The sequence below is a fragment of the Novosphingobium sp. CF614 genome, assembly GCF_900113255.1.
Taxonomy (GTDB): Bacteria; Pseudomonadota; Alphaproteobacteria; order Sphingomonadales; family Sphingomonadaceae; genus Novosphingobium.
Genome location: NZ_FOOR01000006.1, coordinates 99,016 through 125,439, shown reverse-complemented (window position 1 = coordinate 125,439; position 26,424 = coordinate 99,016). Strand labels below are relative to the sequence as shown.

Genomic DNA, 26,424 nt, shown 5'->3' with positions numbered 1-26,424 from the left:
TTCGCGGGCGGTCCCCCTCCCCGTTCCGGGGAGGAGCGCTTACCGCCCCTGCGCGCGCCAGCGCTGGACGGTGCGCAGGACCATCTCGTCCTCGCCGCCGGTGCTGTTCCACAGCTTGGTGAACGAGGGATCGGCCGAGGCCGGGCGCTTGTGTTCCTCCAGGTCGTCGAAGGCGACGCGGATCGGGATGGCCACGCCCTCGCCGCAGATGATGCATTCGCGGTTGCGCAGCGCCGGGATCGCATCGAGGAAGCCCCGCGCGCCCTCGGGCATGGCGGCGCGCACGAAGGCCTGGTCGCGGTCGTTGTTGAGCCGCATCGCGATGATCGTGCCGCACTGCGAGAGCACGCCTTCGGCAAGGTCGGAGGGGCGCTGCGTGATGAGGCCCAGCGAGATGCCGTACTTGCGGCCTTCCTTGGCGATGCGCGAAAGCACGCGCCCGACCGAGGAACCATCGGCGTTCTTCTCGTTGGGAACGTAGCGGTGGGCTTCCTCGCAGACCAGCAGGATCGGCCGCGTCATCTCCTCGCGCGCCCATACCGCGAAGTCGAAGACCAGGCGGCTGAGTATGGCGACGACGGTCCTGGTGATGTCCGAGGGCACGCCCGAGACGTCGATGATCGAGATCGGCCGCCCCCGCGAAGGCAGGCGGAACAGCTTGGCGATGAAGTCCGCCATGGTGTCCCCCACCAGCATGCCGGAGAACATGAACTGATAGCGCGGATCGGTCTTGAGCTCGTCCAGCTTGTTGCGGATGCGCAAGTAGGGCGCGCTGGTGTGCCCCTTGTCGAGCCGGCCCATGGCGTTGTTGATGATGTTGCCCAGGTCCGAAAGCAGGTAGGGGATCGGCGAATCCACCGTGATCTTGCCCATCTGCTCGGCCAGCCGGTTTTTCGAACGGGCTTCCAGCAGGCACTTGGCCAGGATCTCGGCATCCAGCTGGCGATCGTCCCCGCGCGATGTCAGCAGGACTTCGCAGTGCTCCTCGAAGTTCATCAGCCAGTAGGGCATCTGCAGGTTGGTGACGTCCAGGATCACCCCGGTGTTGCGGAACGCGGCGGAATACTCGCCGTGCGGATCGACCATGATGACATGGCCTTCGGGCGCGTGCTCGCAGATCCGGTGCAGGATCAGCGCGGCGCTGGTGGACTTGCCGGTGCCGGTCGAGCCGAGCAGCGCGAAGTGCTTGCCCAGCAGCGCGTCGACATAGAGGCCGGCGCGGATGTTCCTGGTGGGATAGACGTTGCCGATCTGGATCGCGCTGCGCCCGTCGCTGGCATAGATCTGGCGCAAATCCTCGCTGGTGGCCGGATAGACCAGCGCCCCCGGGATCGGGTAGAAGGTGACGCCGCGGCGGAAGGTGTGAATGCGGCCGGTAAGGCGCTCTTCCTCGCCTTCGCCCAGGAAATCGGCATCGGCGAGGATACCGCCGGGAATCTTGCTGTCCTGCTTCTGGTTGCGCACGCTCGCCAGCAGCCAGCCGTTGCCGACCCGGATCTTGACCTGGCTGCCCACTTGCCCGGACAGGGCGACGGAAGGGTCGGAATCGGTGGAAGTCGCGTTCAGGCGGTCAAGGTCGAAGGCGATGCGGCTGCCCGAGCCCGCGATCTCGAGCACCACCCCGATCGGCTCGAGGCCGCGACCAGCGATGCCGCCGCCGCCCTCCGCGACCGGCACTTCACCGGCGACCGCTTCGCGCGCCTGGTCAAAGCCATCGAGTCGCATCTGATTCATTCAACACCGGGATTATTGGCAACCGATACCTGCTTAGATCGTGCGCAGTTAATTTCCAGCTAAGGCCCAGCCAAGGCAGGGGGAAAGCCGCCCCAGGTCGGCGCGCAGCGATCAGACGAGTGCGAACAGGCGTCCCGCCAGCCAGCCCATCGCCACCGAGACGAAGACGGCGAGCAGCCCGTAGGCGAAGCCGTAGTCATTGGAAAAGTGCGCGATCGCGCGCTCGATACCAAGCTTGCGCACTTCCACCTGGCTGCTGGCCGAAGCCACCACGCGGCCCTTGGAAATGGCGAAAGTCTCGGCGGTGTAGGTCCCCGTCGGCACGCGCGAAGGCAACCCTATGCGTGCCTGGTAAAGCACCTGCTCGCTGACTTTCACGCTCCCCTCCTCCTGCCGGTAGAGCCCGTTCCGGCGATTGAGATCGACCAGGCCCTCGGCGAAGCGGGCCTGCTCCTTGGGATCGATCGCGCCGATCGGCGAGAGCTGCAGCCACTTGAGGCCCAGTTCATAGATCGCCGCGGTCTTGTCGTCGACGATCTCGGAGATCGGCCGTGTGGTGGCGATGGCGTAGTAGGAGGGCGCGGATCGCAGCTCGGTGCTGGCCGCGTTGATCCAGATCCCGGCGACCTTCTGCTTCTCGCGCAGCACGATCGACTGGGTGGGGCCCTTGAGCACGACGACGATGTCGTAGTCCTTGGCCGCGCGCGAACCTTCCGGGGTGAGGATGGCGCCGAACAGCAGCAGCTCGGTGCCGGTGAAGCCCTGTTGCAGCGCCACCTCGTGCTGCGAAACCTCGGGAACCAGGATCGGATCGCGCGCGCCCGCCAGGAACGGGAGCACGAGCAAGGCAAGCAACGCGGCGAGCCGGCGGCTCACAGCGGCGCCACCGTGTAGATCTCGTCCGGCCGATAGCCCAGCCCCAGCGCCATGCGCCCGGCGACCAGCAGGACCACCGCCGCCAGGATCAGGCGCAGCGTCACCGGGCTGGCCTTCTGCGCGAACTGGGCGCCGAACTGCGCGCCCGTCACCGATCCGAGCAGCAGCAGCGAGGCAAGCACGATATCGATGGCATGAGTCGTCAGCGCGTGCATCATCGTCGTCGCCATGGTGACGAAAAGGATCTGGTAAAGCGAAGTGCCGACAACGACATTGGCGCTCATGCCCAGGACATAGAGCATCGCCGGCACCAGGATGAAGCCGCCGCCGATGCCCATCAACATCGTCAGGACGCCGGTCGCCACCCCCAGCAGCAGCGGTGCGAGCGGCGAGATGTAGAGCCCGGAGCGATAGAAGCGCCAGCGCATCGGCAGGCTCGCGACCAGCGGGTGATGGCGCCGCTTCCGGGCCGCGATCGGCACCCCCGAGCGCTCGGCGCGGATCGTCTGGATGCTCTCCTTCGCCATCAGTCCGCCGATCGAGCCGAGCAGGAGGACGTAGAGGATATTGATGACGGTATCGATCTGGCCCAGGCTCTGGAGCAGGTTGAACAGCGCCGAGCCGATCCCCGTGCCCAGGATGCCGCCCGCAACCATGACCGAGCCCATCTGATAATCCACGCCGCCGCGCCGCGAATGGGCGAAAACCCCCGAAACGCTGGCGCCGGTGACCTGGCTGGCGGCCGAAGCGGCGGCCACCGTGGGCGGGATGCCGTAGAAGATCATCAGCGGCGTCGTCAGGAAACCGCCGCCCACGCCGAAAATGCCGGAGAGCAGCCCGGTTATCAGCCCCAGGCCAATGATAACCAGGCCATTGACCGAAAGGTTGGCGATGGGAAGGTAAACGTCCATTTCTGCGCTCTCGCTACCGCAGCATGGAACGCGAGGAAAGCGGCGAATCAGAAACCTGCGGAAACAGTGACCGCCGGTCCCGAGCCGGGCTGGGCATCGCCGGCGACGCGGAACCGCCAGTCGAACGCGACCCTGCCGAAAGTCTTCCTGCCCAGCGGCAGCGCGACCGTGGCCGATGGCCCGGCATCCAGGCGTGCCGCGCCTTTCTGGGCGCCGCCCCAGATGCCGCCGCCCAGCCTGGCCTCGACCGGCCCAAGCCGCGGCAAGGCGCGATCGACCCGCAATTGTCCATCGGCAAAGGGCGTGGCGAACTTGCCGCCGACATAGCCGCCCTGGAAATAGGCTTCCGCCCGGAGCCGGGCCGACAGGGCGAGGGGCGGCAGCTCGGTATGGACGAAGGCGGCGGGCTGGAACCGGCGGGCGGAGGCCTGGTCGGTCAGTCGCCCTTCCAGCGCCGCGACGATCGGAACCGAAGGGACGGGACGCGCCGCGAGGCCGAGCGCTGCCGCGGTCTCCCGAACCTGGCCGAGCGTGGAAGTCGTGCGCATATAGGCGGTAGGGCGATAGCGGCTCGACGGATCGATGCGATAACGCAGCACCGCGCCCGCTTGGCTCGCGCCGTAAGTGGCGGGCAGGACTCCCGCCGACAATGTGCCTCCGTCATCGCGGCGCAGCAGGGCCCAGCTGTCCGCCGACCAGCGCCTGGCGCGCGCGAGGGTGGCCGGCGCCACGGCCGGAGTCGCGATCCGGACGCCGGAAGACGCGACCTCCGGCGCCAGGAAACGCGGCAACGGCTCGCTGGAATGGAGGTTTGACGGCACGAACATCCGCGCCGAAGGCCCCCAGGCCGAGCCGGCCGGATCCCACGCCGCGGCCGGCCGCGGCGATGCCGGCAAGACCATGCGAAACGGCTCCGCACCGGCGTAAAACCTGTCGGCCAGCAGCGGGGCCATGACCGAAGCCATGACCGGGACCAAGCCGGGGGCGAAGCCGGAAGGCAGCGCGCCCGGCAAGGACTGCGGGCCGAGCCGCCCGTCGACGACGAACCCGGTGGCGGGTGCCGCCGATCGGAATAGCTCCGCCTGAACGGCGGTCCGGGCAGCGAATGCCTCGTCCGCCGGCATCGGCGCTTCCCAGCTGGCGGCGCGGCCGCCGATCCAGCCGGCCAGGACCGCCAGCAGCGCCGCCAGCGGCTGTCCCCGAACTTTCGAAGCGCTCACCGCGCGGCCGCTCCACCGGCCACGGCGGTGACCGGATGGGCATCGTGCCTGGTCTTTTCCCAGCTCACCGTCGCCCCGCGCAGGCTGCGCAGGTAGGCGGCAAGCGCCCGGCGGCCGGCGATGATGGCGATTACATTGGCAACGGGGATGCGCGGCAAGGCGCGCAGCCCCTCGCCCAGGCCATATTCGCGCGCGGTGAAGGCGAACCGGACAAGCATGCGCCACACAAAGCTGCAGAAGCACAGCGCGAGCATGGTCCGCAGTACCGGCGAAATCGCCATTTGCGGACGCGCGCCGGCGAACCAGGCCATCGCCAGTACTCCTTCGATGACGATCAGTGCATAACCGCAGGCGAGGACGATCGCCGTCAGCGGCCCTCGCCGGTCGCGCGTTGCCATCCACAAGTCGGCGATACTCCTGCTCCAGCCCAGCCGGTCCCAGCCCTGGAAAGCGATGCCGTGGATCCAGCGCGCCTTCTGCCGCACCGCATCCTCGAGCCGCGCCGGGAAATAGGCCCGGGTCGCCACCAGATCGCCCTCCGCGTCGCGCAGGCGCAGGAACCGTGACGTGCCGCCGTGGCGCCGCACCAGCAGGCCGAGTTCGTAATCCTCGGTCAGGCATTCGGCCGCGAACGGAGCGGCGGCGCCCTCGGCACGGCGCAGCCGGGCAATGCGGGCGATCATCTCGCGCGAGAATCCGCAGCCTACTCCGGCGGCGGGAATCGCGGCGCCGAGCGCGTCGCGCACGATCAGTGCCTTGGCATGCGATTCGGTGAATTCGTCGGAATAATGGCCCGCCACCCAGGGTGAGCCTTGCTGCGGTTCAGGTCGCACCGGCAGCTGGACGTAATCGACATCACCCAGCGCCGAATCGATCACGGCAAGTTCGGCCGGGTGGACCATGTCTTCCGAATCGTGCAGGACCACGCTCCGGAAGCGGTATCCGTGCCGCCGTTCGTCCTCGCACAAGCCGGCGTAAAGGCGATTGAGGCAATCCGCCTTGGTGGTCGGCCCCGCGCTCTCGTGGATGATGATCCGGACCCGCGTATCGTCCCCCGCCCCGGACATGGCGGCCGCGATCGTCGCGGGATCGTTGGCATAGCACCCGACGTAGAGCGTGAAGTCAGCTTGGCGCCAGGAGGAAAGGGCATGGCCCACGGTATGACCGATCACTTCCGCTTCCTGCCAGGCGGCGATCAGGATCGCGGCGCGGCCCCGCAGCGGGGCGGCGGCCTCCTGCCGGGTTATCCGCGGGACGTGCGCGCGGCCGGTCAGCTTCAGCCAGAGCCAGCACAGATCCACGCCGATATCGTCGAGGGCACCGACCAGGAACCAGAACGCCGCGAACAGCAGCAGTTCCTGCTCGATGGCCTGCAAGGCCATGATGGCTTGCGCGATCGCGTCAGTGGCTTCCACCACTCGCCCTTTCCGGTCCCGCGCTGTATTGTCCGTTCAATTGACACCGCCCCGCTGCCATTCATTGAAGATCGTCCGAAATCATACTTATGAGCATACCTAGACATTTCGCCAATCGATTGGCGCGAAGTTTCACAAAATTAATGGGCGGCGAGGCCTCGGCGGGAGTCCTGCTGATAGTGGTTGCACTATTGGCGATGATCGTAGCCAACACGAGTTGGGCATACGGTTACCATGATTTATTTCATCACCAGCTTGCCTGGACACCGATCGCCAAGCTCGACACGCTGCACTTGTGGATCAACGACGCACTGATGGCGGTGTTCTTCTTCGTCGTCGGCCTTGAGATCAAGCGCGAGGTGCTTGACGGCGAACTGTCCAGCGCGGCCCGGCGGCGGCTGCCGGTGCTCGCGGCGGCGGCGGGCATGGCGATGCCGGCGCTCGTCTATCTGCTGGCGGCCGGCACCGCCCAGCCGATGCAGCGCGGCTGGGCGATTCCCGCCGCCACCGACATCGCCTTCGCGGTGGGCGTGCTGGGCCTGCTGGGCAGCCGCGTGCCGGCTTCGCTGCGGCTGTTCCTGCTGACCGTGGCGATCGTGGACGACCTGGGCGCGGTGGCGATCATCGCCGTGTTCTACACCGCGCAGATCAAGCTGCTGTGGGGGATCGGGGCGCTGCTCATGTTGGCGAACCTGATCCTGGCCAACCGAAGCGGCGTGCGCCGGCCGTGGATATACCTGATCCTGGGCGCCGCGCTCTGGTACTGCGTGCTCAATTCGGGGATCCACGCGACGATCGCCGGCGTGCTCTTCGCCTTCACCATCCCGCTCAAGCCCCTGCACCGGGGCGACAGCATGCTGCTGCGGCTGGAACATGCGCTGGTGCCGTGGAACAGCTACGTCATCGTCCCGCTGTTCGGCTTCGCCAACGCGGGCGTGGCGCTGGGCGGCATCGGGTTTCGGGCGCTGCTCGATCCCATCCCGCTGGGCATTACGCTCGGCCTGTTCCTGGGCAAGCAGCTGGGCATCTTCGCCGCGATCTTCGCCGCCGACCGGATCGGCTTCGCGCCGCGCCCGGCGGGGGCGAGCTGGATGCAGCTATGGGGCATGGCGGTGCTGTGCGGGATAGGCTTCACGATGAGCCTGTTCATCGGCGCCCTCGCCTTCCCGCATCATCCGCTGCTGGTAGAGGAAGCGAAGCTGGGCGTGTTGCTGGGTTCGCTGCTGTCCTCGCTGCTGGGCTACGCGATCCTGCGCCTGGCCGGGGCGCCCCGACCGGCCTGAACGCGGGGCGCATATACCAAGTCCCATCGCCCGGAACTCGTATTCCTCCCCCTTCGCCGCCGCGCGGGCGACGAAGGGGGAAGAGAAGCGAGAAAATGAAATCCGGTGCTACCAGCTTCCCACATTGGGCAAGCTGGCCCAGGGCTCGGCCGGCTCCAGCATACCGTCCTGCAGCAGTTCGACCGAAATTCCGTCGGGCGTGCGCACGAACGCCATGTGGCCGTCGCGCGGGGGGCGATTGATGGTCACTCCGGCATCCATCAGGCGCTGGCAGGTCGCGTAGATATCCTCGACCCGGTAGGCGAGGTGGCCGAAGTTGCGCCCGCCGGCGTAGCTTTCGGACGAACCGTCCTCGGCCGGCCAGTTGTAGGTCAGTTCGACCTCCGCGTCCTCCTGCCCTTCCGGTGCGAGGAAAATGAGCGTGAAGCGGCCTTTCTCGTTGGAAATCCGCCGGGTCTCCTTGAGCCCGATCAGTTCGAAGAAGCGGACGGTCGCCTCGGGATCGGTCACGCGGATCATGGTGTGGAGATATCGGGGCACGGAATTTTCCTCAATTCGTCGACAGCAGGAAACGGTTCATCGCGCATACAGTCATCCGTCGGCATGACGTGCAAGCTCACGGGCCAGGCCAAAGGCCAGTTTACAGGCCAGATCACAGGGAGGTGCCGCCATGAATGACGCCACGAATAACGATAGCCGGATCGACGATAGCCCAGACCAGGCCGTCCGTTCCACTCCATTCCTGCGCGAGCCTGCAACGCATCGCTGGATCGGGAGTTCCGCGATCCTGGCCATTGGCCTGGTAATCGGCGGCTTCGCCCTCGGCGACGGGCTCAAGCGCGCGCACCGGGCCGACCGCGCGGTAACCGTGCGCGGGCTGGCCGAGCGTGACGTCACCGCCGATCTCGCCGTATGGACGATCAGCTATTCCTCGACCGCCGGCGATCTCGCGAGCGCCCAGGCGGACGTCGATCACGATACCGCGCAGATCCGCGCCTTCTTCCGCGAACTGGGCTTTCCCGCCGGAGCCCTGCAACCGACCGGCGTCAACGTCTCGCAGTTCAAGGACAACGGCCTGCCCAGCTTCACCGTCCGCCAGCGCGTGACCTTGCGCACCGATGACATCAAGCGGGCGCAGGACGCGGTGCGCCGCCAGTTCGACCTGGTGCGACGCGGCGTGATCCTGGAGGAAGGCTCCGGGATGTCCTATACCTTCACCAGGCTCAACGACATCAAGCCCGCGATGGTGGCCGAGGCGACCAAGGATGCCCGCGCCGCCGCCGAGCAGTTCGCCAAGGACAGCGGCACCGAGGTCGGCACGATCAAGGGGGCGGCCCAGGGCTACTTCTCGATCGATGCGCGCGACGGCGATTCCGGCGGCAGTTGGGGCGTGTCAGACACGCCCTACAAGAAAGTGCGCGTGGTCACGACGGTCGACTTCTACCTGAAGTGAATACAGCGGCGTCGCCGCCTAGCCACGACGAAAGAAGGAAATCGGCCGCGCTCGGCGATACCCGGTGTGACGCGCCGAGCGCAGGCAAAAGGAAACCCGCCCGGATCGCTCCGGGCGGGGTCCTCCTGCGAAATGCCTTTCGCGCGTCGCTTCGATCAGAACGAGGCGGTCAGGGTGCCGACCACCGCGTCGTCGGTGTAATTGTTGGTGCTCGGACCCGAGACGCCGATGTAGGAGACGCCGACGGAAAGCGGACCGTAAACCGTCGCCGAAGCACCGATCGAGTAATCCACCCCGGTCTTGTCACCGGTGGAATAATAGGACGGAGCCAGAACGCCGTCGGTATAGCCGATATGGCCCGAAACGGTGATCGGGGTGTTCGGGATGGCAATGTCGAGATTGCTGTAGAGATACAGGTTGTCGTGCTTCGCACCGGTCTCGAACGCCGGGAGCGAGGTCTGCTTCCAGCCGTATGCCACGCCGACCTTCAGCTTGGCCGGGCCGACCGCGCCGGAAACCGACGCATAGGGCTCGAAGAAGTCGGTGTCGAAATCACTGGTGCCGCCCGGATAGACATAATAGAGCAGGCCGGCATCGACCGTGATGCCGGGGCTGACTTCGCCCGTCCAGCCGCCGAACACGTCAAGTTCCTGGTCTCCATAGCCAGGCAGGCTATTCTCGCTGATCGACGACGACCAGGTGCTGATGTAGAAACCGCTCGCGTGCGAGACCGTGATCCCGCCCTGGATCGCCAGCTTGCCGCCGCTCTGCGAAACGCCGCGGAAGCGGTAGTCGGTGGTGAGCGCGACGTTGCCGGTAACGGTGATTTCAGCCGGAGCTTCAGCTTCGTCGGCGAAAGCGGGAGTGGCGGCCAGCGCGGTGCCGGCGAGAAGAGTGGCGGCGATGGCGCCGCGGACGGACATAAGCATGTTTATTCCCTCACAGATTCTTTTTGGTGCCTCGTCCCACCTGCACATGCCGCACCAAGCCTCGTTCCGGACCCGATTGCGACTGCACAATAATGCTGCAACGCACCCGGGCGCGGCACAAGGAAAATTTCAAACCGGCAATGATAGGGAAACAATGTGTGGACTTTTTGCCACTACGGTGTCCGCCCTGAATCTCCTGTCGGTTGAACCGCGCGAAGCGTGGTCTCTTGTTTCGGCCGTCACGGCGCCCTATACCGCGCTGCAACGAATGTTTGCGAAAATCCGAAACTTGATGGCTCGTCCCACGTCGACGAAGCTCCCTGCCGTCCCCGCCGGAGAACGCGTTTACGCGATCGGCGATATCCATGGCCGCATCGACTTGTTCGAGGCCCTGGTGCGTATCGTCGAGGCTGACGACGCGCGCCGCGGCAAAGCGCATACCACGATCGTGCTGCTGGGCGACCTGGTCGATCGCGGCCGCGACAGCGCGGCGGTGGTGGCCCGCGCCCGCGAATGGTCGCGCGAGCGTGAAGTCGAGATCATCCAGGGCAATCACGAGGAAATGCTGCTGGCCAGTCGCGACAACCTGGACGCGCTGCGCGGTTTCCTCAAGTTCGGCGGGCTGGAGACGATCATGTCCTACGGGGTCGTTCCCGGGGCGATCATGGCGGCGAACGTGGAGGCGCTGCAGGACCTGCTGAACGAGGTGATCCCGCAGGACGATTTCGACTTCCTCGCCAGCTTCAAGAAGATGATCCAGATCGGCGACTACCTGTTCGTTCACGCCGGCATTCGTCCCGACACCCCGCTCAAACTTCAGCTCGGCCAGGACTGCCGGTGGATTCGCGAGCCGTTCCTGAGCCACAAGGGCGATTTCGGCGTCTGCGTCGTTCACGGCCACACGATCACCCCCCAACCCGAGGTATACTCCAACCGCATCGGCATCGATACCGGCGCATACCTTCACGGCACGCTGACCGCGATCGGTCTCCAGGGGACCGATCGCTGGTTCCTCCAGGCCCACGATCGCGAAGCTTCGGGGGAGACCAGCGCGGCGGCGTAACCGCACTTCGATCTCGAAAGCGAAGGCGGAAAAGTGATAAGGGGCCGCGATGTCCCATTGTCCGCAAGCCTGAAGGAGTGGCGCCGATGATCCCGAATGCCTTGAACGAGGCCGCCCTTTCGCTCCGGCTGCTTTCCGGATCCGCCTTCGGGCGGGGAGAAGTGGCATGAACCGCACCGGCCGTTGCGCTTGCGGCGCCGTCACGCTGGAAATCACCGGGGAGCCGATCGGCACGCGCCAGTGCTGGTGCCGCCAATGCCAGCAGATCGCGGCCGGGGGGCCGACCAACAACGCCATGTTCAAGGTGGAGGACGTGGCGATCACCGGCGATCTCGCCAGTTCGACATGGGCGGCGGCCAGCGGCAACACGCTCACGTTCCGTTTCTGCCCGTCATGCGGCACGCAGATCCACGGGCAGAGTTCCGCCCGGCCCCACCTGGTGACCGTGCGGCTGGGAGCGCTCGACGAAGGCCATGGATTGCGGCCCGAAGTCGTGATCTGGACCGACGATGCGCCGGACTGGGCGGTCATCGATCCCGCGCTGGAACGGTTCCCGCGCCAGCCTCCACCGCCGCCGGGCGCGAGCTGATCCCCGGCACCCGTCGCACCGCATGTTTCCCGATGTTCCCTGGAAGGGGCCGGGTGGCATATGGTGTGTCCGGAACGAGGAACACGAAATCCGAATCGGGGCCTGCTCACACCGAGCCGGTGTTGGGCACGGATAGTCCAAAGACAGCCAGAGATCCCGGCCCGCGCCGGGTAACGGGGGCGATGCGATGCTGCTAAACTTTATCGACGAACTGCGCGCCGCCGGCATACCGGCATCGCTCAAGGAGCACCTGGTGCTGCTGGAAGCGCTCGACAAGGACGTGATCGAGCAGACCCCCGAGGCGTTCTACTATCTCAGCCGCGCCACTTTCGTGAAGGACGAAGGCCTGCTCGACCGTTTCGACCAGGTGTTCCAGAAGGTCTTCAAGGGCGTTCTGAGCAACTACGGCCAGCGGCCGGTCGACATTCCCGAGAACTGGCTCAGGCAGATCGCCGAACGCTATTTCTCCGAGGAAGAGATGGAGAAGATCAAGTCGCTCGGTTCGTGGGACGAGATCATGGAGACGCTCAAGAAGCGGCTCGAGGAACAGCAGAAACGGCACCAGGGCGGCAACAAGTGGATCGGCACGGGCGGCACTTCGCCGTTCGGCAACGCGGGCTACAATCCGGAGGGTGTTCGCATCGGCGGCGAAGCCAAGCACGGGCGCGCAATGAAGGTCTGGGAAAAGCGCGAGTTCGCCAATCTCGACAACACCAAGGAACTGGGCACCCGCAACATCAAGGTCGCGCTACGCCGCCTGCGCCGCTTCGCCCGCGAAGGCGCGGCCGAGGAACTCGATCTCGACGAGACCATCCGCGGCACGGCCAAGCAGGGCTGGCTTGACCTGCACATGCGGCCCGAGCGGCACAACGCGGTCAAAGTGCTGCTGTTCCTCGACGTCGGTGGTTCGATGGACCCGTTCATCAAGCTGATGGAGGAACTGTTCAGCGCCGCAACCAGCGAATTCAAGAACCTGGAGTTCTTCTATTTCCACAACTGCCTCTATGAAAGCGTGTGGAAGGACAACCGGCGCCGCTGGGCGGAGCGCACGCCGACCTGGGACGTGCTCCACAAGTACGGGCACGACTACAAGGTGATCTTCGTGGGCGATGCATCGATGAGCCCTTACGAAGTCACCCATCCCGGCGGTTCGGTCGAGCACATGAACGACGAGGCCGGCGCCGCCTGGCTCCAGCGCGTCACCCAGACTTATCCCGCCACCGTCTGGCTCAACCCCACGCCGGAGCGGCAATGGCAATATTCCAGCTCCACGCGCCTGATCCGCGAGTTGATCGGCGGGGTAATGTATCCCCTGACGCTCGACGGGCTCGACGCGGCGATGAAGGAACTGGTCCGCAAGAAGGGATGAAGGCGCCGCCGTCGTTCCGGGGCGAGCCCGGGACGACGGTGCTGCGATCGCTCAACCGTAGATCAGCAGATCCTCCACGTTCTCGCGCCAGGCCGCTTCGTCGCGGGCGGCCAGGGCATCGAGATCGCCGGGCTGGGCCCCGGCATCGTCCACCCACTCACGCAAGTCCGGGCCGCCGTTGATGACGTCGATCGCCAGGCGCTCGAACTCGTACTCGTAAGGGAAGTCGCGCCAGATCGGATAGTCGGGGTAGAGCCGGCGGATCGCCTTGAACGCCAGCGCCTGCAACCGCCAGGGCCGGAACGCCGCAGGATCGTGGAAGGGGCCCTCGGCGTGGATCATCAGGGCATTGCACAGCGTCTTCTGATGCTTGTGAAAGGTCGGTTCGAACCAGCATTCGCGGATCGCGCAGCCGGCCAGCCATGCCGGCGCGAGGCGCTCCATTTCCGCCAGCACCCGCCTGGCATCGATATCCGGCGCGCCGAACAGCACTTCGAGCGGGCGGGTGGTGCCGCGCCCTTCCGAAAGCGTCGTGCCTTCCAGCATCACCGTCCCGGCATAGGCGCGGGCCATGTTGAGGTTGGCGGCGTTGGGGCTGGGGTTGATCCAGATCCGGCTCTCCGGCCAGCCGAAGCCCGGCGCAGCGCCCGGCTGCCAGCCATCCATGGCGATCACGCGGTAGTCGACGTCGAGATTGAAGTGGCGCACGAACCAATGCCCCATCTCCCCCAGCGTCAGCCCGTGCCGCATCGGCATCGGACCGGCGCCGACGAAGCTTTCCTGCCCCGGCAGCAAGGCGGTTCCTTCGATCGGCCGGCCGGCCGGGTTCGGCCGGTCGAGCACCCAGACGCTCTTGTCCTGCCCCGCGGCCGCTTCGAGCAGGTAGAGCAGCGTCGTCACGAACGTATAGATGCGGCAGCCCAAGTCCTGCAGGTCGAACAGGAAGACGTCGGCGGTGGTCATCATCCGCGCGCTCGGCCGGCGCACCTGGCCGTAGAGACTGAAGATCGGGATGCGGTAGAACGGATCGGTCTCGTCCGCGGTCTCGACCATGTTGTCCTGCTTGTCGCCCTTGAGCCCGTGCTGCGGGCCAAAGGCGCCGGTCACGTTCACCCCGGCGGCGATCAGCGCGTCGAGCGAATGGACCAGCCCCTCGGTAACCGAGGCGGGATGCGCGACGAGGGCGACTCGCCGGCCTTCGAGGGGCCGGCGCAGCGCTGGGTCCGCCAGCAGGCGGTCGATACCGAATTTCATGGCGTCCCGGGTGCCGCAACCTCTTCCTGGAAGCAAGCCGGATCGTGGAAATCGGGGGCATCGCCGGTGTGGGTAAGCGCCCAGTAGCTCGTGGCGGCGCCTTGTTCCTCGATCACGGCGGTGAAGCCGCATCGCCAGGGCCCCGCAGGCAGGCCGGAGGCGGGGATCGCGGCGTCGAAGATCGCCATGTCGGTGCCGAGCCGCAGGCCGCACTCCGGCTCGCGCGGCATCGGCCGTTCGCTCATCCCCTCGCGCCGCGCGGTGAAATCGTAGACGTTCCAGCGTTCGGACGGCGAAAGGTTGATCTCGACATAGGCCTCGCCGCCGGGCGGGCGGATGAACAGCTCGAAGCAGGTCGTTCGCCACAGTCCTTCGGCGCGGCCCTTGCCCGCGAAAGCGGGAACGACGAGCTGGCCCGCGCCCAGGATCTTCCAGCGCGCGCGCAGCCAGGCGGCGTCGAAGCCGATGATCCGCGCCTCGACGCTGCGAACCAGCAAGGGCGGATGGGCGGGGTGACTTGTAAGGTCGGCCATGGACGCACGGTAATCGCGGGATCGCCGGCATGGCAACCGGGCATCGACCTGCCGGGGCTGTCCCACGAGGAGAGGACGCGATGATCGTGCCGGCTTTGTTTCGCGCGCCGCGCGTGCTAGGCGCGCCGCTCCCGATCAAGCCGAAAACACGGACATGACCTACACTTCCTCCCTGCTCCGCCTGCTCGACGAACGCGGCTATATCCATCAGATGACCGATGCGGCGGGGCTCGATGCCCTGGCCGCGAAGCAGGTCGTGCCGGGATATATCGGCTTCGACGCCACCGCCCCCTCGCTCCACGTCGGCAGCCTGGTGCAGATCATGATGCTGCGCCGGTTGCAGCAGGCCGGGCACAAGCCGATCGTGCTGATGGGCGGCGGCACCACCAAGGTGGGCGATCCTTCGGGCAAGGACGAGAGCCGCAAGATGCTCACCCCCGAAACCATCCGGGCCAACATCGCCTCGATCCGCCGCGTGTTCGAGCGGCTGCTGACGTTCGGCGACGGGCCGACCGACGCGGTGATGGTCGACAACGACGAATGGCTGGGCAAGCTCGGCTACATCGCGCTGCTGCGCGATGTCGGGCCGCACTTCACGATCAACCGCATGCTGGCGTTCGATTCGGTCAAGCTGCGGCTGGAGCGCGAACAGCCGCTGACGTTCCTGGAATTCAACTACATGATCCTCCAGGCCTACGATTTCCGCGAACTGGCGCAGGGCCAGGCCTGCCGCCTGCAGATGGGCGGTTCGGACCAGTGGGGCAACATCGTCAACGGTATCGAACTGGCCCGGCGCATGGACGGCGCCGAACTGTTCGGCCTCACCACCCCGCTGCTCACCACCGCCGACGGGGCCAAGATGGGCAAGACCGCCGCCGGCGCGGTGTGGCTCAACGAAGAGCAGCTTCCCGCCTACGACTTCTGGCAATACTGGCGCAATTGCGACGACCGTGACGTGGGCCGGTTCCTGCGCCTGTTCACCGACCTGCCGCTCGGCGAAATCGCGCGACTCGAAGCGCTGGAGGGCGCGGCGATCAATGACGCCAAGGTGGTCCTCGCCAACGAAGTGACGAAGCTGTGCCGTGGCGCGGATTCCGCCGCCGCCGCCGAGGCGACCGCGCGCGAGACTTTCGCCGGCGGCGGCCTGGGCGGGGACCTGCCGACCCTGGAAGTGGACGGCGAAGGCATCCGCCTGGGCGCCGCCTGCACCGCGCTGGGCTTCACCGCCTCGAACGGAGAGGCCAAGCGCAAGATCACCGAAGGCGCGGTGAGGCTGGACGACGTGGTCATGGACGATCCGGGCATGCTGATAGCGCTTGCCGCCGGCGAATCGCGAAAGCTGAGCCTTGGCAAGAAGCGGCACGGGGTGCTGAAAGGCATTTGATCGGCAAGAATGCACCGTTCGTCCGGCACACATCTGCCGGATTTACGGATTGTTTGCCAATTGCGCGCATCGTAGGATTCCACGGTCCAAAGCAGAGGCAATCACGATGAGTGCAGGAGCGCAGCTCTCTGTAACCGACAAGCGTAGGGCGGCGCGCCATCCCGTCGATTACGCCGTGATTGCCGAACATCGCCAGCAAGGCGACCTGAACCTGCACATCGTCAACGTTTCCGCGCAAGGGTTCATGGTCAAGGGCGCGCTCGGCCTCGATCGCGGCGAGCGGCTGGTGATGCGCCTGCCGGTGATCGGCCGGATCGAGGCGCACCTGATCTGGTCGCACGAGGATCGCGCCGGCTTCCAGTTCGAACGCATCATCCGCATCGACGACTTCCTCAAGCTGGTCGACACGCTGCAACCCAATCCACGCCTGCGCCCCCGGCGCTGAACGCGGCGAGGCCAACTCGTTTTACCGCAGTGCAGCATCGCCTCGTCGCAACCGCACGGAACAACATTGATATAATATAACATCACAATTACCGGAGCGACATGACGAGTCTCTCCCCGCGAATCGCCCTGCTGGCTTGTGCCAGCGCCCTCTCCGGCCCCTTCGCCCTGGCCTTCCCGGGCGCCGCCATGGCCCAGTCGGCCTCCGCGAATCCGGCCCCGGCAGCAAGCCCGGACGACAGCGGCCAGTCCGGCCATGCGCAAGAGAACGGCCCCGAGATCATCGTCACCGGACGCGTGATTTCCGGCAGCGTGGACCCCATCGCCGCGCCGGTGGTGCTTGAGGGCGATAGCCTTGCCCGCGCCCTCAAGCCCCAGATCGGCGAGATGCTGGCGAGCCTGCCCGGCGTTTCCAGCAGCGGCTTTGCCCCGGGGGTGTCCCGCCCGATCCTGCGCGGCTTCGACGGGCCCCGCGTGCAGGTGCTGCTCGACGGGCTGGGTTCGCTCGACGCCTCCTCGGTCTCGGCCGACCACGCGGTTTCGCTCGACACGCTCAATGTCGAGCGGATCGAGGTGCTGCACGGGCCGCGCGTGCTGCTCTATGCCAGCGATCCGGCGGGCGGCGCGGTCAATGCGCTGGACAGGCGAATCCCCCGCCGCGTGCCCGACAAGGCGGTGACGGTCGATGCCCTGGCGTCCTACGGCACGGCGGCGAACCAGGCGAACGGCGGCGTGGCTACCGACCTGCGGCTTGCCGATCGCCTCGTCGCCCATCTCGATGCTTCCTACTACCACAGCGACAATCTCGGCGTCGGCGGCTACGTGCTCTCCCCCGAGCTTCGCGCGCAGACGCTTGCCGAGGCCGACGATCTGGCCGAGGCGGGCGATGCCCAGGGCGCGGCGGCGCTGACCGGGCAGGCGAACCGGCGCGGCTCCATCGCCAACAGCGGCACCAAGGGCTGGACCTTCGGCGGTGGCCTGGCCTTCATCGACCAGGGCGGCGACATCGGCGTCTCGGTCCAGCGCCTCGGCACCGACTATGCCATACCGCCGCGCCCCTCGCCCACGCCGGATTCGACCACCATCTCGCTGCGCCAAACCCGGTTCGACTTGCGGACCGGCCTCAATCTCGAAGGCTTCCTGAAGCGGGTCGAACTGCGCGGCGCTTATGGCGATTACGAGCATGCCGAGATCGAGGACGGCGATGTCGGCACCCGTTTCCACAACAAGGCCGTCGAAGTCCGGCTCCAGGCCGACCAGGCGCGCCATGGCATCTGGAGCGGATCGAGCGGCGTGCAATATTCTGCGGCCCGGCTCGACATGAGCGGTGACGAGACGCTGCTGCCCGACAACGAAACCGAACGGCTCGCCGCGTTCACCTTGCAGCAGATCGAGGTCGGCCAGTTCGACCTCGAAGGCGCGCTACGCTACGAGAATACCCGGATCCGCACGATCCCGCCCGGGGAACGGCGCGATTTCGACCAGTACGCCGCTGTCGCGGGGCTGGCATGGCACCCCGTCGATCGCGTCACTCTCTCGGTCAATTATTCGCACGGCGAACGCGCGCCTTCGGCCGAGGAACTGTTCGTCGACGGCATGCACGACGCCACCCAATCCTATGAGCGCGGCAATCCCGGTTTCACTGTGGAGCGCAGCGATGGGATCGAGGCCGGCATCCGTTACAACGGCGGCGATTTCGTAGGTTCAGTAACCGCTTACGGCACGAACTTCGCGAACTTCATCACGTCCGTTCCGACCGGCGAGGTGATCGAGGATTTCCCGGTCTACCAGTACCTGCAAGCGCCCGCCCGCTTTCGCGGTGTCGAGGCCGAAGGCGCGCTTACTTTCCTGCGCTGGCAGAACGGCGGCGCGCTCAAGGCCGACGCCGGGCTCGACTATACCCGCGCCCGGCTCGTCGACATCGGCCCGGTCCCGCGCATCCCGCCGCTGCGCGCGCGCGGCGGCATCGAGTTCGATTCGCCGGCGCTCGACTTGCGCGGCGAAGTCGAATGGAACGCCCGCCAGGGCCGCGTGGCGGAAAACGAGAATCCGACCGATGCCTTCACTCTCGTCAACCTCAGCGCCACCTGGCGTCCGATGGGGCAGGACGGCCCGGTCTCGCTGATCCTGGCCGCCGACAACCTGCTCGACGCGAGCGGCCGGCTCGCGGCATCGGAAACCCGAGACTTCGTCCCGATCGCCGGGCGCGACATCCGGCTGACCGCGAAGTTCACCTACTGAGCCGCAAAACCAGGGTCTCTTGGCAAGCGCGCGGTGCGGTGCCATGCAGCACCGCGTGAATCCTCCCCCGTCCCCATCCCAGCCCCTGACCCAGACCCAGCCTACGTCCCCGCTTCGCATTGCAGACTACCGCAAGTTCTGGCTGGCCCGCTTCACCGCCGTGACGGCGACGACCGGCATGGTCGTCATCATCGGTTACCAGCTCTACGACATCGCGCGCAGCCAATATGCGATGACCATTCAGGAAGCAGCGTTCCAGCTTGGCCTGCTGGGCTTCGCGCAGTTCGTGCCGATGTTCCTGTTCACCCCCGTGGCCGGCGTCGTCGCGGATCGCTTCGACCGGCGCAAGGTGGCCGCCGCCGCCACCCTGGCCGATCTGCTGATCGCGCTGGGGCTGGGCATCTCCATTGCGCTGGAGGTGAAGAGCCTGCCGCTGCTCTTCACTTTCGCGGCGCTTCACGGCAGCGCGCGCGTGTTCGTCAATCCGGCGATGAGCGCGATCGCGCCCAATATCGTGCCGGAAGCCTTGATCCCGCGCGCGATCGCGCTCAATTCCATCGCGTGGCAGGCCGGCACCGTGATCGGGCCGGCGACATACGGCTTCCTGTTCGCCAGCGACCGCGCCTTGCCTTACTGGGTATCGGCCGGCCTGCTGGCGATGGCGGCAAGCTGCACGCTGGCCATCTCCTCCCTGCCGCCCGTCGCGGCCGAGGCGCGCAGGAAGAACCCGATCAGGCAGATTCGCGAGGGTTTCCGCTTCATCCGCGGCGAGCGGTTCCTGCTGGGATGCATCACGCTTGACCTGTTCGCGGTGCTGTTCGGCGGCGCGACGGCGCTGCTGCCGGTCTTCGCGCGCGACATCCTCCACGTCGGGCCCGAGGGCCTTGGCCAGATGCGCGCGGCCCCGGCCTTCGGCGCGGCGCTGGTGGCGCTCTGGTTCGCCTATCGGCCGCTGGCAAAGGACGTGGGCACGAAGATGCTGCTGGCGGTGATCGGCTACGGCGCGATGACCGTCGGCTTCGGCTATTCGCGGATATTCCTGCTCTCGCTGGCTTTCCTCGCGCTGCTCGGCGCCGCGGACATGATCTCGGTCTTCATCCGCAGTTCGCTGATCCAGCTGCGCACCCCCGACGAGGTGCGCGGCCGGGTTTCGGCGATTTCGGGCCTCGCCGTTTCCGCCTCCAACGAACTCGGCGAAATGCAATCGGGCATCGCCGCCGCGTTGCTGGGCGCGACCGGGGCGGTTGTTTTCGGCGGCGGCGGTGCCATAGTCATCACTCTGGTCTGGGCCTGGCTTTTCCCCGAAATCCGCCGCGCCCGCACATTTTCATCACGTTGGGAGCAAAAGCCATGAAGGCTGACAGCATTCTCGCCACGATCGGTAACACCCCCCATATCCGCCTCTCACGCCTGTTCCCGGACCATGAAGTCTGGGTGAAGGCAGAGCGTGCCAATCCGGGCGGATCGATCAAGGACCGCATCGGCCTGGCCATGATCGAGGCCGCCGAAGCCGACGGCAGCCTGCTGCCCGGCGGCACCATCATCGAGCCGACGTCCGGCAACACCGGCATCGGCCTGGCCATGGCGGCGGCGGTGAAGGGCTACAAGCTGGTCCTGGTCATGCCCGAATCGATGTCGATCGAGCGGCGCCGGCTGATGCTCGCCTATGGCGCGGAGTTCGACCTGACCCCGCGCGAAAAGGGCATGAAGGGCGCGATCGAACGGGCCCGGGAACTGATCGATGCCACTCCCGGTTCGTGGATGCCGCAGCAGTTCGACAATCCCGCCAATATCGCCGTCCACGTGAAGACCACCGCGCAGGAAATCCTGGCCGATTTCGCCGATACCCCGATCGACGTGCTGATTACCGGCGTCGGCACCGGCGGCCACCTTACCGGCTGCGCCGAAACGCTCAAGGCCAGCTGGCCCGGGATGAAGGCCTATGCCGTGGAGCCGACGCTCTCGCCGGTGATCTCCGGCGGCCAGCCCGGGCCGCACCCGATCCAGGGCATCGGCGCCGGCTTCATTCCCGGCAACCTCCACACCCAGTCGATCGACGGCGCGATCCAGGTCGATCCGGTCGACGCAAAGGAGATGGCGCGCCAGTGCGCGACCAGGGAAGGCATGCTGGTGGGCATCAGTTCGGGCGCGACACTGGCCGCCATCGCCCAGAAGCTCAAGGAACTGCCCGCCGGCGCCCGGGTGCTCGGCTTCAACTACGACACGGGCGAGCGCTATCTTTCCGTTCCCGATTTCCTGCCCGAGGAATGATGCTCGAAGCGGTCGGTTACAGCCACGCCGGCCAGGAATTGACCGGGTGGCTCGCCCGTCCGGCCGGCACGCCGCGCGCGGCGGTTATCGTGTTCCCGACCATCGCCAACCGCACGCCGGTCCATGGGCGGCGATGATCGGCCTGTTCGACGAGGTGCTTGGCGGTTGAAGGCTTGCGCGGAATGCGGCGCCGAAGAAGCCGCCGAAGAAACCTTCGCCGTTCAATCCGCCAGAGTCCGAAGTCCCTCCCCCTCAAGCCGCCGATAGAAGCAGCTCTTCGCACCCGTGTGGCAGGCCGGGCCCTCCGGGCGCACCAGCATCACCAGCGCATCCTGATCGCAGTCGACCCGGATTTCCTCGACGCGCAGAAAGTGGCCCGAGGTTTCCCCCTTGAGCCAGAGCTTGCCGCGCGAACGCGAGTGAAAGTGCGCAAGGCCGGTCTCGCGCGTCTTCTCCAGCGCCTCCGCGTTCATGAAGGCGACCATCAGGATGTCCTTGGTCGCCGCATCGACGGCAATCGCGGTGAGCAGGCCTTGCGCGTCGAAACGCGGCAGGAAAGCGGTTCCGAGTTCGCGTTCGGCGGGGGACACGTCGATCATTCCAGAGATTTCCTCGATCTGCTTTTCAGTATTTTAATGTTGCACGATAACCACAGCTAGTGAGCAAAATCCACGCGTCCACCCGAATCATCTTTCCAAAAGTCCCGTTTCATCGGAATTAGCACATGCAGCCGGGGGGCTGCTTCTGACCCACAGGTCGCTGACATACAAGCGCCACGGTTCAGGGATTGTCGGTCGGTGCATGGCACGCGATCGAGACTATGAGGGATCGGCCAGGCGGTATTCAGGGGTGCCGTCGAACTGCTTAGCAGGGCCATACAAGTTTCGTCACGAGGACGCCCGGGACCATGGTTCCGGGCGTTTTCGTGTTTCCGCCAGGCTCCTTTCAAATACCTTTCAATGCCTCGTCGAGCACCCTGGCGAAGCAGGCGACGACCACTCTTTCCGCCCCCGCCCGCTTGAGCGCCGAAACGCAGGCATCGCTCGTCGCGCCGCTGGTCAGGACGTCGTCCACCAGCACGATGCGTGCGCCTTTCAGCATCTCCGCGCGCCGGGGCCGCACCGCGATCGCGCCGGACAGCACGCGCTTGCGGGCTTTCCGGCCCAGCCCGCCGAGCGACGGAGTCGCCTTGCGCCGCTCGAGCGCGTCCACGACGAGCCCGCCGCCGGTCCGCCGGGCGATCTCGCGCCCGAGCACGGCGGCCTGGTTGTAGCCGCGCTTCCACAAGCGCCAGCGATGCAGCGGCACCGGTACGACCAGCCAGCCCGCCTCCACGAATTCCAGCTTCGCCGCGATCAGCTCGGCCATCATGGGCGCGAGCGAGATGCGGTTGCCGTGCTTGAGCGACAGCACCAGCCTGCGCGAGATATCGTTATAGAGCGTGGCGGCGGCGATACCGTCGTGCCGCGGCGGATCCCCGAGGCACGGCGCGCATGTCGCGCCCTCCGGCACGCCCTCTCCAAAGGGCCGGCCGCAGGCCACGCAGGCCGGCTCGCCGGGGATCGCGAGTTCGCTCCAGCAGGCGGCGCAGAGCCCGGTCTGTGCGCCGATGCCCGCGCCGCACAGCGGGCAGCGCGGCGGAAACACCAGGTCGACGATCGGTGAAAGGACTTCGGCAAGCGACATGCGGCAGGATGCTATCGCCCGGACGCGGCGCCACAAGCTGTTGCAAGGATTTCATCGAGGCGGCAGGGGACGGCGATGGCCAGCACCACCCCTCCCCCAGCGGCACCCTCAGCCCCCCCCCCAGCTCCCCCGCGCATCTTCTCCACCGCCCGCCGCATCGCCGCCCGGCGCCGCATGCTGGCGTTGCAGGCCTTGCCCGATGCCCCGCGCTACCTGATCGCGGACATGGTGGAGGACGTGCTGGAACGACTCGCCTTCCTGCGCTTCGAGCCCGCCAGCGCGCTCGTCGTCGGGGACTACAGCGGCGCGCTTGGCCGCGCCCTGGCGGCGCGCGGCGGCGCGGTTACCGAGGCCGAGCCCGCCCATGGCTTCGACGAGGAACAGCCCTACCCTTGCGGTCCCTTCGATTTCATCGCCAGCCTCGGCAGCCTCGATACCGTGAACGACCTGCCGGGCGCCCTCGTCCACATCCGCAGGGCCCTGGCGCCGGGCGGCATGATGATCGCCAGCTTCACCTCCTCGGGCAGCCTTCCCGTGCTGCGCGAGACCATGCTTGCCGCCGACGCCGAGCGCCCCGCCCCGCGTCTCCATCCCGCCGTGGACGTGCGCGCGGGCGGGCAGCTGCTCCAGCGCGCGCTGTTCGCCGATCCGGTGATCGACCAGCGGCCGCTGCAGGTCGCCTTCCGCGGCCTGGACCGGCTGGTCGGCGACTTGCGCGCGCAGGGCCTCGCCAATGTGCTGGCCGATCCCGGCCCGCCGCTCGGCAAGGCGGCACTGGCGCGGGCGCGGCAGGCGTTCGCCGCCGCCGGGACCGACGGCCGCACGGTGGAGCGCCTCGAAATCCTCACCCTGTCAGGCTGGAAACCCTCGACGCGCTCGGACTGACGCCAAGCCTCTTTGAGCAAGACTCACCTTCCCCTTCGTCAATTGCGAGGGGGCGAAGGAACGGGGGAGGCGAATTCCGCTCAAAGACTTGGTATGAGGCCTTCAGCCCAGCGCCGCCTGCGCCGCCGCCAGTCTGGCGATCGGCACGCGGAAGGGCGAGGCGCTGACGTAGTCGAGCCCGTTCGCCTCGCAGAACGCGATCGAGGCGGGATCGCCGCCGTGCTCGCCGCAAATGCCGAGCTTGAGGTCGGGGCGAGTCGCCCGGCCGCGCTCGGCGGCGAGCCGCACCAGCTGGCCCACCCCCTCCACGTCGAGGCTGACGAACGGGTCGCGCGGATAGATGCCCTTCTCGACATAGGGGCTGAGGAAGCGCGCGGCATCGTCGCGGCTGACGCCCAGCGTGGTCTGCGTCAGGTCATTGGTGCCGAACGAGAAGAACAGCGCCTCCTCCGCGATCTCGCCCGCCATCAGCGCGGCGCGCGGCAGTTCGATCATGGTGCCCACCATGTACTGGACGGCGCTGCCCTTCTCCGCGAAGACCCTGGCGGCGGTGTCATCCACCAGCTTCCTCAGGATCTGCAATTCCCGCCGGGTGGCGACGAGCGGGATCATCACTTCGGGCACCGGCGCTTCGCCCGAAGCGGCGGCAACGTCGCAGGCGGCCTCGAAGATCGCACGGGCCTGCATTTCGTAGATCTCGGGGAAGGTAATCCCCAGGCGGCAGCCGCGATGGCCCAGCATCGGGTTCATCTCGTGCAGTTCGTCGGCCCGGCGCTTGAGCGTGTCGGCGCCGATGCCGATCGCGTCGGACAGTTCCGCGAACTCGGCATCGCCCTGCGGCAGGAATTCGTGCAGCGGCGGATCGAGCAGGCGGATCGTCACCGGCAGGCCGGTCATCACCTCGAAGATCGCGTGGAAATCCGCGCGCTGTTCGGGCAGCAGCTTTTCCAGCGCGGCGCGGCGGCCCGCCTCGTCTTCCGCCAGGATCATCTGGCGCACGGCGGAGATGCGCTCCGCATCGAAGAACATATGCTCGGTGCGGCACAGGCCGATACCCTCGGCGCCGAATTGCCGGGCCATGCGGCAATCGGCCGGAGTCTCGGCATTGGTGCGCACTTTCATGCGGCGGTGCTTGTCCGCCCAGACCATCAGCGTGGCGAAATCGCCGGCCAGTTCCGGCTCGATGGTCGGCACTTCGCCGGCCATGATATCGCCCGACGCGCCGTCCAGCGTGAGGATATCGCCTTCCTTCAGCTCGCGCTTGCCCATGCGCAAGGTGCGGGTCTTCATGTCGATCGACAGGCCCGAAGCGCCCGAGACGCACGGGCGACCCATGCCGCGCGCGACCACCGCCGCGTGGCTGGTCATGCCGCCGCGCGCCGTCAGGATGCCCTTAGCGGCGTGCATGCCGTGGATGTCTTCCGGCGAAGTCTCGACCCGCACCAGGATCACCGCCTCCCCCAGTTCGGCGCGCTTTTCGGCGGTATCGGCATCGAGCACGATCGCGCCCGAGGCCGCGCCCGGCGAAGCCGGCAGGCCCTTGCCGAGGATATCGCGCGGGGCCTTGGGATCGAGCGTGGGGTGCAGCAACTGGTCGAGCGCCATGGGATCGACGCGCCGGATCGCGGTGGCCTCGTCGATCAGGCCTTCCTCGACCATGTCGACCGCCATCTTCAGCGCGGCCTTGGCGGTGCGCTTGCCCGATCGGGTCTGGAGCATCCACAGCTTGCCGCGTTCCACCGTGAATTCGATGTCCTGCATGTCGCGGTAGTGCTTTTCCAGCAGTTCGAACACGGCGGCCAGTTCGCCGTAAGCCTCCGGCATCGCCTCTTCCATCGACAGCGGCTTGGCTCCGGCGCGGGTCCGCGCGGCCAGGGTCAGGTACTGCGGGGTGCGGATGCCGGCCACCACGTCCTCACCCTGGGCATTGACCAGCCATTCGCCGTAATAGGCCTTCTCGCCGGTCGCCGGATCGCGGGTGAAGGCCACGCCGGTCGCCGAAGTATCGCCCATGTTGCCGAACACCATGGCCTGCACGTTGACCGCGGTGCCCCAGTCGCCGGGAATGTCGTTGAGGCGGCGGTAGACCTTGGCGCGGTCCGAATCCCACGAATCGAACACCGCCCGGATCGCGCCCCACAGCTGCTCCTGCACGTCCTGCGGGAACGGACGGTTCAGTTCCGTCTCGACGATCTGCTTGTATTCCTTGACGATCTTGCGCCAATCATCCGCCGTCATCTCGACGTCGTTCATGTAGCCCTGGTCTTCCTTGGCGATTTCCAGCACTTCCTCGAACAAGTGGTGCTCCACGCCCAGCACGACGTCGGAATACATCTGGACGAAGCGGCGATAGGAATCCCAGGCGAAGCGCTGGTCCCCCGAAACCGCCGACAGACCCTCGACCGTGGCGTCGTTCAGGCCCAGGTTGAGCACGGTGTCCATCATGCCCGGCATGGAAACCCGCGCGCCCGAGCGGACCGAAACCAGCAGCGGGTCCGCCGCGTCGCCGAACTTCTTGCCGACGGTCTTCTCGATATGGGTCAGCGCCTGTGCGACGTCGGCCCGCAACTCGTCGGAAAAATCCCCGCCTTCGGCCAGGTACTGCACGCATTGCTCGGTGGTGATGGTGAACCCGGGAGGGACCGGCAGGCCGATCCCGGCCATTTCCGCAAGGTTCGCGCCCTTGCCGCCGGTGATGACTTTGTCTTTCGCGCGCGGATCGTCATGCTTCGCACCGCCACCGAAGGTGTAGACCTGTTTGTTCATCTACTCTCCGACTTTCCTGCTAAGTTTTACACTTGGGTTTACACAATTGACGCGGTTCGGAAGGAGAAAAGGCCCCCTGTCACCTTGTTCCGTCGCATGCCCGGCTGAAGGCCCGGAC

At 66.8% G+C, this 26,424-nt stretch carries 24 protein-coding genes; 12 read left to right on the top strand and 12 right to left on the bottom strand.

What is annotated here, in order from left to right:
* Positions 1 to 39 precede the first annotated feature (39 nt).
* From BM052_RS09220 to BM052_RS09200, 5 genes are all read right to left on the bottom strand, one after another.
* A complete protein-coding gene (locus tag BM052_RS09220; protein ID WP_091145842.1) occupies positions 40 to 1,734 on the bottom strand; it encodes an ATP-binding protein in 1,695 nt (564 codons plus the stop codon).
* 111 nt (positions 1,735 to 1,845) lie between these two features.
* Complete coding sequence (locus tag BM052_RS09215) at positions 1,846 to 2,610, bottom strand: TIGR02186 family protein (RefSeq protein WP_091145839.1); 765 nt, start codon at positions 2,608 to 2,610, stop codon at positions 1,846 to 1,848.
* Positions 2,607 to 3,521 (bottom strand): sulfite exporter TauE/SafE family protein, encoded by a 915-nt coding sequence (locus tag BM052_RS09210; RefSeq protein ID WP_091145838.1) that lies wholly within the window; start codon positions 3,519 to 3,521, stop codon positions 2,607 to 2,609. Before BM052_RS09210 ends, BM052_RS09215 begins: the two co-directional genes overlap by 4 nt.
* 47 nt (positions 3,522 to 3,568) lie before the next feature.
* Entirely contained in the window at positions 3,569 to 4,741 is a 1,173-nt protein-coding gene (locus BM052_RS09205) for a hypothetical protein (protein ID WP_091145836.1), read from the bottom strand.
* Positions 4,738 to 6,156 (bottom strand): glycosyl transferase family protein, encoded by a 1,419-nt coding sequence (locus BM052_RS09200; protein WP_369821515.1) that lies wholly within the window; start codon positions 6,154 to 6,156, stop codon positions 4,738 to 4,740. Before BM052_RS09200 ends, BM052_RS09205 begins: the two co-directional genes overlap by 4 nt.
* An 89-nt stretch (positions 6,157 to 6,245) precedes the next feature.
* Here BM052_RS09200 and nhaA point away from each other — a divergent pair, with 89 nt between their 5' ends.
* The gene (gene nhaA / locus BM052_RS09195) at positions 6,246 to 7,439 is read left to right on the top strand and encodes a Na+/H+ antiporter NhaA (RefSeq protein WP_091145834.1); all 1,194 of its coding nucleotides are present in this window, start codon (positions 6,246 to 6,248) and stop codon (positions 7,437 to 7,439) included.
* A 108-nt stretch (positions 7,440 to 7,547) separates the two neighbouring features.
* On the opposite strand, the gene BM052_RS09190 is transcribed toward nhaA, so the two are convergent.
* Positions 7,548 to 7,979, bottom strand: coding sequence for a VOC family protein (locus tag BM052_RS09190; RefSeq protein WP_091145832.1), 432 nt, complete (start codon positions 7,977 to 7,979; stop codon positions 7,548 to 7,550).
* Between the two features lie 130 nt (positions 7,980 to 8,109).
* Between BM052_RS09190 and BM052_RS09185 the strand changes: the two genes are divergently transcribed.
* Complete coding sequence (locus tag BM052_RS09185; protein ID WP_091145829.1) at positions 8,110 to 8,892, top strand: SIMPL domain-containing protein; 783 nt, start codon at positions 8,110 to 8,112, stop codon at positions 8,890 to 8,892.
* A gap of 155 nt (positions 8,893 to 9,047) precedes the next feature.
* On the opposite strand, the gene BM052_RS09180 is transcribed toward BM052_RS09185, so the two are convergent.
* Positions 9,048 to 9,821 carry a TorF family putative porin gene (locus BM052_RS09180; protein ID WP_091145828.1) on the bottom strand — a complete coding sequence of 258 codons (774 nt, stop codon included), beginning with the start codon at positions 9,819 to 9,821 and terminating at the stop codon, positions 9,048 to 9,050.
* A 292-nt stretch (positions 9,822 to 10,113) separates the two neighbouring features.
* Between BM052_RS09180 and BM052_RS09175 the strand changes: the two genes are divergently transcribed.
* The 3 genes from BM052_RS09175 (at position 10,114) to BM052_RS09165 (ending at position 12,842) form a co-directional block, all read left to right on the top strand.
* A complete protein-coding gene (locus tag BM052_RS09175) occupies positions 10,114 to 10,884 on the top strand; it encodes a metallophosphoesterase (RefSeq protein WP_255406048.1) in 771 nt (256 codons plus the stop codon).
* 166 nt (positions 10,885 to 11,050) lie between these two features.
* Positions 11,051 to 11,473 (top strand): GFA family protein, encoded by a 423-nt coding sequence (locus BM052_RS09170; protein ID WP_091145825.1) that lies wholly within the window; start codon positions 11,051 to 11,053, stop codon positions 11,471 to 11,473.
* Between the two features lie 187 nt (positions 11,474 to 11,660).
* Entirely contained in the window at positions 11,661 to 12,842 is a 1,182-nt protein-coding gene (locus BM052_RS09165) for a vWA domain-containing protein (RefSeq protein WP_091145823.1), read from the top strand.
* A gap of 51 nt (positions 12,843 to 12,893) precedes the next feature.
* Here BM052_RS09165 and BM052_RS09160 read toward each other — a convergent pair whose 3' ends face one another.
* Together BM052_RS09160 and BM052_RS09155 are read right to left on the bottom strand one after the other, a co-directional pair.
* Entirely contained in the window at positions 12,894 to 14,096 is a 1,203-nt protein-coding gene (locus BM052_RS09160; RefSeq protein ID WP_091145821.1) for an exo-beta-N-acetylmuramidase NamZ family protein, read from the bottom strand.
* The gene (locus BM052_RS09155; RefSeq protein ID WP_091145819.1) at positions 14,093 to 14,629 is read right to left on the bottom strand and encodes a DOMON-like domain-containing protein; all 537 of its coding nucleotides are present in this window, start codon (positions 14,627 to 14,629) and stop codon (positions 14,093 to 14,095) included. Before BM052_RS09155 ends, BM052_RS09160 begins: the two co-directional genes overlap by 4 nt.
* Before the next feature lie 154 nt (positions 14,630 to 14,783).
* Between BM052_RS09155 and tyrS the strand changes: the two genes are divergently transcribed.
* The 6 genes from tyrS to BM052_RS19445 all read left to right on the top strand — a co-directional run bounded on the left by tyrS (position 14,784) and on the right by BM052_RS19445 (position 21,106).
* Positions 14,784 to 16,013: a tyrosine--tRNA ligase gene (gene tyrS / locus BM052_RS09150; protein WP_091145816.1), complete on the top strand. Its 1,230-nt coding sequence runs from the start codon at positions 14,784 to 14,786 to the stop codon at positions 16,011 to 16,013.
* Between the two features lie 106 nt (positions 16,014 to 16,119).
* A complete protein-coding gene (locus BM052_RS09145) occupies positions 16,120 to 16,458 on the top strand; it encodes a PilZ domain-containing protein (RefSeq protein ID WP_091145814.1) in 339 nt (112 codons plus the stop codon).
* Positions 16,459 to 16,559: 101 nt separating this feature from the next.
* Positions 16,560 to 18,698, top strand: coding sequence for a TonB-dependent receptor (locus BM052_RS09140; RefSeq protein WP_091145812.1), 2,139 nt, complete (start codon positions 16,560 to 16,562; stop codon positions 18,696 to 18,698).
* 43 nt (positions 18,699 to 18,741) lie between these two features.
* Positions 18,742 to 20,052 (top strand): MFS transporter, encoded by a 1,311-nt coding sequence (locus BM052_RS09135; RefSeq protein WP_091145810.1) that lies wholly within the window; start codon positions 18,742 to 18,744, stop codon positions 20,050 to 20,052.
* Positions 20,049 to 20,969: a cysteine synthase A gene (gene cysK / locus BM052_RS09130; RefSeq protein WP_091145808.1), complete on the top strand. Its 921-nt coding sequence runs from the start codon at positions 20,049 to 20,051 to the stop codon at positions 20,967 to 20,969. Before BM052_RS09135 ends, cysK begins: the two co-directional genes overlap by 4 nt.
* Positions 20,969 to 21,106, top strand: a complete 138-nt coding sequence (locus BM052_RS19445) for a hypothetical protein (protein ID WP_255406047.1) — start codon at positions 20,969 to 20,971, stop codon at positions 21,104 to 21,106. The genes cysK and BM052_RS19445 overlap by 1 nt, the downstream gene beginning before the upstream one ends.
* A gap of 84 nt (positions 21,107 to 21,190) precedes the next feature.
* Here the strand turns inward: BM052_RS19445 and hisI are convergent, their stop codons facing one another.
* The gene (hisI, locus tag BM052_RS09125) at positions 21,191 to 21,568 is read right to left on the bottom strand and encodes a phosphoribosyl-AMP cyclohydrolase (RefSeq protein WP_091145805.1); all 378 of its coding nucleotides are present in this window, start codon (positions 21,566 to 21,568) and stop codon (positions 21,191 to 21,193) included.
* Between the two features lie 346 nt (positions 21,569 to 21,914).
* Positions 21,915 to 22,655, bottom strand: a complete 741-nt coding sequence (locus BM052_RS09120) for a ComF family protein (protein WP_091145803.1) — start codon at positions 22,653 to 22,655, stop codon at positions 21,915 to 21,917.
* Between the two features lie 75 nt (positions 22,656 to 22,730).
* Here BM052_RS09120 and BM052_RS09115 point away from each other — a divergent pair, with 75 nt between their 5' ends.
* Positions 22,731 to 23,540, top strand: coding sequence for a methyltransferase domain-containing protein (locus tag BM052_RS09115; RefSeq protein ID WP_091145801.1), 810 nt, complete (start codon positions 22,731 to 22,733; stop codon positions 23,538 to 23,540).
* A 102-nt stretch (positions 23,541 to 23,642) separates the two neighbouring features.
* Here BM052_RS09115 and ppdK read toward each other — a convergent pair whose 3' ends face one another.
* A complete protein-coding gene (gene ppdK / locus BM052_RS09110) occupies positions 23,643 to 26,306 on the bottom strand; it encodes a pyruvate, phosphate dikinase (protein WP_091145799.1) in 2,664 nt (887 codons plus the stop codon).
* Between the last annotated feature and the right edge of the window lie 118 nt (positions 26,307 to 26,424).